The sequence below is a fragment of the Methylorubrum podarium genome (genome assembly GCF_022179745.1).
Classification (GTDB): Bacteria; Pseudomonadota; Alphaproteobacteria; order Rhizobiales; family Beijerinckiaceae; genus Methylobacterium; species Methylobacterium podarium.
On the sequence record NZ_BPRD01000352.1, the window covers coordinates 1 to 6,654 of the forward strand.

Here is a 6,654-nt window from a genome sequence, read left to right on the forward strand (position 1 = left end):
ACCAGCGCCTGGGCGCCGCCGACGGAGACGGTGCCGGCGGGCGTCACCGGGCGCGGGCTCGGCCGGCGCGACAGGGCGAGCCCGGGGTCGAGCCCTTCGAGATAGGCGTAGCCCGGCAGGAAGCCGATCATCGCGACCCGGTATTCGGGGGCGCTGTGGCGCTCGATCACCGCCTCCGGCGCGAGGCCGTGATGCGCGGCGACCGCGTCGAGATCGATCCCGAATTCGCCGCCATAGACCACGGGGATGCGCCACAGCCGCGTGGACGGGACCGAAGCCAGCGGCTCGCCCGCGAGCGCCAGAACCGCGCGGCCGAGTTCGGCCGGGTCGGCGACGACCGGATCGAGGTGGACGGTCAGCGAGCGGTAGGTCGGCACCGTCTCCCGCAGGCCGGGCAGCGCGCGCGCGGCGAGCGCCGCGTCGAGGGCGAGCACGCGGGCGCTGAGACCCGCGTCGATCCGGTCGCCGAACTCGATGGTGAAGGCCGTGTCCCCGCAGGGCAGCAGCCGCGGCGGGTCGTGCGTCATGTCCGGCAGGCTAGCCGATCCGGCCGCCTGCCGCGAGATGGCCCGGCCCGAGAGCCTCGTCCCGAAAGCTGGTCGCCGGCTTTCGGGAAAAGACGATGCTCTAGAACCCCGCCGCGAGGCGGTGGGGCGTCGCCGCGCGCCCGGCGGCCGCGGCCTGGCGGTAGAGGCCGCGGTGCTGCGGGTCCGGCACCAGGGCCTCGGTGAGGCCGATCACCGTCTCGGCCGCGCCCAGCAGCACGGCGCCGTCGGGGGTGAGGATCTTGGCGATCCGCTCCAGCACGTCGGTCTTGGTCGGCGCGTCGAAGTAGATCAGCACGTTGCGGCAGTAGACGATGTCGAACTGGCCGAGATGCTCGAACGGGCTCAGCAGGTTGAGCGGCTTGAAGGACACCATCCCGGCGAGCGCCGGGCTGATGCGCCACTGCTCGCCCACTTGCGTGAAATGCTTCACGAGGAGCTGCACCGGCAGCCCGCGCTGCACCTCGAAATGGCTGTAGAGGCCGAGGCGGGCCTTCTCCAGCACCTCCGTCGAGAGGTCGGTGCCGACGATCTCGATCTGCCAGCCGGCGAGCTGCGCGGCGGCCTCGTGGATCATCATGGCGAGCGAGTACGGCTCCTGCCCCGTGGAGGCCGCCGCCGACCAGATCCGCAGGCGCCGCTGGGGCGCGCGGGCGGCGATGGCCTTCGGCAGCAGCACGTCGCGGAACAGGTCGAACGGCGCCCGGTCGCGGAAGAAGAAGGTCTCGTTGGTGGTCATCGCCTCGACCACCGCCCGCTCCAGCGGCCCCTCCCGCGACAGGCGCAAGGTGCCGACGAGGTCGGTGAGCGTGCCGATCCCGAAGCGGCGGCAGACCGGGGTGAGCCGGCTCTCCACGAGGTAGCGCTTCTCCAGGCCGAGGCTCAGCCCGGAGCGCTTCTTGAGGTAGTCGCGCAGGAACGCGAAATCCGCTTCGGTCATCAGACCCGCTCCGCGATCGCGCTGCGCAGGGCCGGTCCGATCTCGGGGAGCGGCAGGACGGCGTGGCACAGGCCGGCCTTGGCGACGCTGCCGGGCATGCCCCAGACCGTGCTGGTCGCCTCGTCCTGGGCGAGCAGGGTGCCGCCGGCCTCCACCAGCGCGCGGGCGCCGGCCGTGCCGTCCGAGCCCATGCCGGTGAGGATGACGGTGAGCGTCGCCCCGCCGTAGAGGGCGGCGGCGTCGAGGAACATCACGTCCACCGCCGGGCGGCAGAAGTTCACCGGCGGCCCGTCGTCGAGGCGGATCACGGTGTCCGCGGCGGAGCCCGAGAGCCGCATGTGGCGCCCGCCCGGGGCGACGTAGATGCGGCCGGGCTGCACCCGCTCGTCGGCCTTGCCCTCGGCCGCCGGCAGGCCGATCCGGGCGCCGAGATGCTCGGCGAAGACCGCGGTGAAGACGGGGGGCATGTGCTGCACGATCAGCACCGGCACGCGCCGGAGGGTGGCCGCGCCGATCTTCTCCAGCACCTCGCCGACCGCCCGCGGACCCCCGGTGGAGGAGCCGATCAGCAGGACGCGGGGCGGAGCCACGGTGCGGGGCTTCGGGCGCAGCGTCACCGTGCCGGACAGGCGCGAGACCGCCGGCGCGGCGGGCGCCGCGGAGGTCGCCGCCTCGACCGCGGTCGGGGCGGGCCGGCGCCGGGCGCGGGCGGCGCCGAACACGCGGATGCGCTCGAGCAGGTCGTTGCGGAAGCCGTCGGAGGTGGTGACGCCGCGGTTGCTCTCGGGCTTGGGGATGTAATCGACCGCGCCGAGCGACAGGCAGCGCAGGGAGACGTCGGCGTTGCGCTGGGTCAGCGTCGACATCATCACGACCTGGATCCCCGGCTGCTTGGCGAGCATCAGGGGCAGGGCCTGGATGCCGTCGAGCTCCGGCATCTCGATGTCGAGGAGCACCACGTCGGGATTGCAGCGGGCGAGCGCGTCCACGGCGGCGCGGCCGTTGGGCGCCGTGGCGACCACCTCGTGACCCGCCTCGCTCAGCCAGCGGGAGACGAGCCCGCGCACGACCGCCGAATCGTCGGCGACGAGCACCTTGATTGGGCTACGCGCCGCAGGGACTTGGGCGACGGCCGGAAATGCCGACATGAGGGACTCGTTTCCGCGGAGCGAGAAAGGGGTGGGAGGCCTCGCGGCCCCCGGATGCCGGCACGAACGGGCGAGGGATCAGGCGGCCTCGGAGGACCGCGTCGCGAAGCCCACCTGATCGAGCTTGGCGATCATGATTTCCCGGTCGAAGGGCTTCATGATGTACTCGTCGGCGCCCGCGCGCAGGGCCCGGGCGATGGCGCCGACATCGTTCTCGGTGGTGCAGAACAGGACCTTCGGCCGGTCGCCGAGGGGGGCCTGCCGCAGGTGCCGCAGCACCTCGTAGCCGTCCATGTTCGGCATGTTCCAGTCGAGCAGGATCACCGTCGGCATCGCCTCCGCGCACATCGCCAGCGCCGTGGCGCCGTCCTCCGCGTCGCGGACGCTGAAGTCGAGGGTCTCCAGGATGCGACGGGCGACCTTTCGGATCACCGCCGAGTCGTCGACGATCAGGGCCGTCTTGTCCGGGCTGGTCTTCATGGGCGCGTCCCTCGGACTTTCAGGCGACCTTCGACTCGCGGGCGTCGCCGAAGGCGAGCAGCGCATCGACGTCGAGGATGACGAGGAGGCGTCCGTCGAGCCGGTGGACGCCGAGCGAGATGTCGCGCCAGCGGGCGTCGAGGTTGATCGGAACCGGCTCCTGCGTGTCGGCGCCGAGCTTCAGCACCTCGCCGACGCCGTCGACGATGAGGGCGAAGGTCTCGCCGGCCTGCTCCAGGCCGATGGCCATCTCGGCGGCGCCCGCCTCGCGGCCGGGGATGCCGAGGCGGCGGCGCAGGCACAGGGCCGTCACGACCCGCCCGCGCAGGTTCAGGAGGCCGACGATCTCCTTCGGCGCCAGCGGCACCGGGGTGATGCCGGCGGGCACGAACACGTCGTGCACCCGGTCGATGGTGAGCCCGAACATCGTGTCGCCGACGAAGACGGTGACGTAGTCGGTGGTGTCGGTGGGAACGGCGTTGCCGTTGGCGGCCTGCATGGCGGCGTGTCCTCTTCCGGTCCGTTCAGGTCTCAGGCGGCGGCGCGGGTGTCGGCGGGCTGGGCGGCTTCGCCGATCTCGGCGAGGGCCGCGAGCAGGCCGCTGCGGTCGAACTTGGCGACGAGATCGCTGATCGCGAGGCGGCGCGCCTGCTCGATGGCGTCGGCGGCGACCGTGCCGGTCAGCGCCACCACCGGCATCTCGGCGAGCCGCCCGCCGCTCTTGCGCATGGCGGCCACGAGGTCGAAGCCGCTGCGGCCGGGCATGTCGAGGTCGCTGACCACGAGGTCGATGCCGGCATTGCCCTTGAGCAGGCCCATCGCCTCGTCGGCCGAGGATGCGGTCGTCACGCCGTAGCCCGCCGCCTTGAGCACGGGGGTGAGCATGTCGCGGAAGAAGGCCGAGTCGTCCACGAGCAGGAGCGAGGGCGCCTTGACCACCGTCTTGCGCGGGCCCCGCGCCCAGTCGTCGTAGGCGAGCGGCAGGAAGTGGGCGATGTTGATGATGTCGGTGGCGCGACCCCGCAGCACCGCCGAGCCGATCAGGTCGGAGCGGTCCGCCGAGATCTCGATGTCGAGGCGCTCCTCGACGATGTCGACGATCTCGTCGACCACGAGGCCCATCGCCCGGTCGCCGTCGGAGAACACCACCAGCGCCTGGCTGCCCTCGGAGCGGATCACGATGCCCGGATCGGCCGGCACCAGCGGCATCAGGCGGCCGCGGTACTGGATCAGCGGGCGCCCGCCGAGATGCTCGATCTTCGAGGCGTCGATCTCCTCGAGTCGGGTGACGAGGGAGAGCGGCACCGCCTTGAAGCCGCCCGCGCCGCCCTTGAACACGAGGAGCGTCGCCTTGGCGTCGCCGGCCTCGATCTCCTCGACTTCGGTCTCCGTCGCGGCGCCGGACTGCGCGCTCTGGCCGACCAGCTTGGCCACGCCGTTGGGATCGACGATGAGCACCACGGCGCCGTCGCCGAGGATCGTGTTGCCGGCAAACAGCGGGATGTGGCGCAGCTTCGACGACATCGGCTTCACGACGATCTCTTCCGTGTGGAAGACCTCGTCCACGAGCACGCCGAAGCGCTGACGGCCGACCTGGGCCACCACCACGAAGCCGGACTCGACGATCTCGCCTTCCTCGACGGTCGCCTGCCCGCGCATCAGCCCGTCGAGGGTGACGATCGGCAGGAGCCGCTCGCGCAGGCGCAGCACCGGCGCGCCGTGGATGCGCTCGATCGAGTTCGCGCTCTTGTTCTCGCCCTTGGGATCGACCCGGACCAGCTCCAGCACCGCGATCTGCGGCACGGCGTAGCGCTGCTCGCCGGCCTTGACGATCAGCGCCGAGACGATGGCGAGCGTCAGCGGGATCTTGATGGTGAAGGTGGTGCCGCGGCCGAGTTCGGTGGCGATGTCGACCACGCCGCCGATGGTCTCGATGTTGGTCTTGACGACATCCATGCCGACGCCGCGGCCGGAGACCGAGGTGACGGTCTTGGCGGTGGAGAAGCCGGCGTGGAAGATGAACTTCGCGACCTGCGCGTCGGTCATCCTCTCGACCTCCGCCGCGGGGGCGAGGTTGCGCTCGATCGCCTTCTTGCGGATCGCGGCGAGGTCGAGGCCCTTGCCGTCGTCGGCGATCTCGATCGTGATCGTGCCGCCCTCGTGATAGGCAGAGAGGCGGATCGTGCCGCGGGCCGGCTTGCCGGCCTTCAGGCGCTCATTGGTGGACTCGATGCCGTGGTCGGCCGAGTTGCGCACCATGTGGGTGAGCGGGTCCTTGATGACGTCGAGGACCTGGCGGTCGAGCTCGGTCTCGGCGCCGGACATCACCAGCTCGATGCCCTTGCCGAGTTCGGCCGAGAGGTCGCGAACGACGCGGGGCAGCTTCTGCCATGCATTGCCGATCGGCTGCATGCGCGTCTTCATCACGCCTTCCTGCAGCTCGGCGGTGACGTGGCTGAGGCGCTGCAGCGGAACCTTGTAGCCGGAATCCTCGTGGCGGCGGGCGATCTCGAGGAGCTGGTTGCGGGTGAGCACCAGTTCCGAGACCATCGTCATCAGGTGCTCGATGGTGTCGACGTTCACGCGGATCGTCTGGACCTTGGCGATCGGGCCCTCGCCGCCCTCGGCGGCGGGCGCCGCGGAACGCTCGGGAGCCGGGGCGGGGGCGGCCGGCTCGGGCGCGCTCTCGAAGACGGGCTCGGGGGCCTCGAAGGCCGGCTCGGGGGCTTCGAGGACCGGCGCGGCGGAGACGTCGTCGGGACCCGGCGCTTCCATGAAGGCGCGCTCCAGGTCCTCCAGCGAGACCTCGCCGGGCTTGAGCTCCCGCTCGACGATCGGCGGCAGCTCGGGCAGGGACGGCGGCAGCGGAGCGGCGGCGGCGGGCGCCTCCTCGGAGGCCATCTGCTCGAGGGCGCCGATCAGGTCGGCGTCGGCACCGGCCGGCTCGGAGCCGGTGGCTTCGAGGTCGGCGAGGATCGCCTTGAGACGGTCGAGGGTGGCCAGGATCAGCGTGACCGAGGCGCCGCTGACGGGATAGCCGTCGCGGAAGCGCCCCATCAGGGTCTCGGCGGCGTGCGCCAGGGCCTCGAGCCGCGGCAGGCCGAGGAAGCCGCAGGTGCCCTTGATGGTGTGAACGAGCCGGAAGATGTTGCGCAGGATCTGCTGGTTGTTGGGATCCTGCTCGAAACGGACAAGCTCCGCATCGACCGTGTCCAGATGCTCGGCGCTCTCGACCAGAAATTCGCGAAGCAGATCGTCCATGGGGGGTACTCGTCTACGCGCACTAAGGGACGTGCGACGAGCACTCTCGCCTCGGAAAGTTAGTGAAGCGTTGAGGGCGGGGCGGCTTCACAACTGTTTTTAGGGGGAATCGGCCAGATCGGGCCAAGACGCGCGGCCGGCTGCCGTCCTGCGTGAGCTTTCGGGGGCGGCCGCCCAGGCCGTTTCCGGTCGATCCCCTCGGGCCTCGCCCCCTCTCTTCCCCCTTGTGGGGAGGAGGCAGGAGGTGGGGGTGGTTCAGAACGAGGCGGTGCGGTGCCTT

At 71.4% G+C, this 6,654-nt stretch carries 6 protein-coding genes; all 6 read right to left on the reverse strand.

The features are described 5' to 3' along the window. Positions 1-527, reverse strand: a 527-nt coding sequence (locus MFF42_RS17345; protein ID WP_238256861.1) for a 5-oxoprolinase subunit B family protein, incomplete at its 3' end; no start/stop codon positions are given. 100 nt (positions 528-627) lie between these two features. Next, entirely contained in the window at positions 628-1,485 is an 858-nt protein-coding gene (locus tag MFF42_RS17350) for a CheR family methyltransferase (protein WP_238256862.1), read from the reverse strand. Beyond that, positions 1,485-2,633, reverse strand: a complete 1,149-nt coding sequence (locus MFF42_RS17355) for a protein-glutamate methylesterase/protein-glutamine glutaminase (RefSeq protein ID WP_238256863.1) — start codon at positions 2,631-2,633, stop codon at positions 1,485-1,487. The genes MFF42_RS17350 and MFF42_RS17355 overlap by 1 nt, the downstream gene beginning before the upstream one ends. Positions 2,634-2,711: 78 nt before the next feature. Further along, complete coding sequence (locus tag MFF42_RS17360) at positions 2,712-3,113, reverse strand: response regulator (RefSeq protein ID WP_238256864.1); 402 nt, start codon at positions 3,111-3,113, stop codon at positions 2,712-2,714. A 19-nt stretch (positions 3,114-3,132) separates the two neighbouring features. Beyond that, positions 3,133-3,612 carry a chemotaxis protein CheW gene (locus MFF42_RS17365; protein WP_238256865.1) on the reverse strand — a complete coding sequence of 160 codons (480 nt, stop codon included), beginning with the start codon at positions 3,610-3,612 and terminating at the stop codon, positions 3,133-3,135. 32 nt (positions 3,613-3,644) lie between these two features. After that, positions 3,645-6,374, reverse strand: a complete 2,730-nt coding sequence (locus MFF42_RS17370; protein ID WP_238256866.1) for a hybrid sensor histidine kinase/response regulator — start codon at positions 6,372-6,374, stop codon at positions 3,645-3,647. Positions 6,375-6,654: the final 280 nt, after the last annotated feature.

Coding starts and splice junctions, on each gene's coding strand:
- MFF42_RS17365 (WP_238256865.1), bottom strand. CDS start 3,612: ATGCAGGCCGCCAACGGCAACGCCGTTCCCACCGACACCACCGACTAC.
- MFF42_RS17370 (WP_238256866.1), bottom strand. CDS start 6,374: ATGGACGATCTGCTTCGCGAATTTCTGGTCGAGAGCGCCGAGCATCTG.
- MFF42_RS17360 (WP_238256864.1), bottom strand. CDS start 3,113: ATGAAGACCAGCCCGGACAAGACGGCCCTGATCGTCGACGACTCGGCG.
- MFF42_RS17355 (WP_238256863.1), bottom strand. CDS start 2,633: ATGTCGGCATTTCCGGCCGTCGCCCAAGTCCCTGCGGCGCGTAGCCCA.
- MFF42_RS17350 (WP_238256862.1), bottom strand. CDS start 1,485: ATGACCGAAGCGGATTTCGCGTTCCTGCGCGACTACCTCAAGAAGCGC.